Raw genomic sequence first — 657 nt, 5'->3', positions numbered from 1 at the left:
AATATCACGGTCAATGAGTGGGGCCCCGACTGGGGCGGCTCTTCTAGCCGAATCGTAGATGGCACATTGGATGGTAGTCCTGCAAAAGTGATGAATGTTGGAGCAGGTCAAACATTTGCCGGTATTGATTTCTCATCAGCCGCATTTGACGCGACAAGTTTTACTACTTTCAATATGCAATACAAAGTGGATCCTTTGTTAGCAGGGCAAGTGGTTAACATTAAGTTGTCTAACCATGCTGGCGGCGCTGGTGAAACGAGTGCGATTCAATACACAAGTACGCCTTCAAGTACTGATATCGTTACGCTCGCTATTCCGTTCAGCGACTTTACAAGTGCAAGTGCAAATGGTGATTTATCACGAAATGCGATAGCACAAATTGTCATTTCTGCTGCTAGAGCTGATATCAATGAACCCGTGGATATCTATTTAGATAATATCTTCTTTAGTAATGGCGACACCGATGGTGGCACTGACGGCGGCACCGACGGTGGCACCGACGGCGGCACCGATGGTGGTACTGACGGCGGCACCGATGGTGGTACTGACGGCGGCACCGATGGTGGTACTGACGGCGGCACCGATGGCGGTACTGACGGCGGCACCGATGGCGGTACTGACGGCGGCACCGATGGTGGAACTGACGGCGGCACCGAT

Annotated in this window: 1 protein-coding gene; it reads left to right on the top strand. The window is 51.6% G+C overall.

Going from position 1 to position 657, the window contains the following annotated elements; all coding sequences use genetic code 11:
- The coding region (locus LRP50_RS25425; protein WP_274167180.1) for a hypothetical protein at nucleotides 1-657 on the top strand (657 nt) is incomplete at both ends.

The sequence above is a fragment of the Enterovibrio gelatinilyticus genome, from assembly GCF_028683095.1.
In the GTDB taxonomy this organism is placed as follows: domain Bacteria; phylum Pseudomonadota; class Gammaproteobacteria; order Enterobacterales; family Vibrionaceae; genus Enterovibrio; species Enterovibrio gelatinilyticus.
Note: the sequence above shows the minus strand (reverse complement) of the source record. Positions and strands in the feature narration are given on the sequence as shown.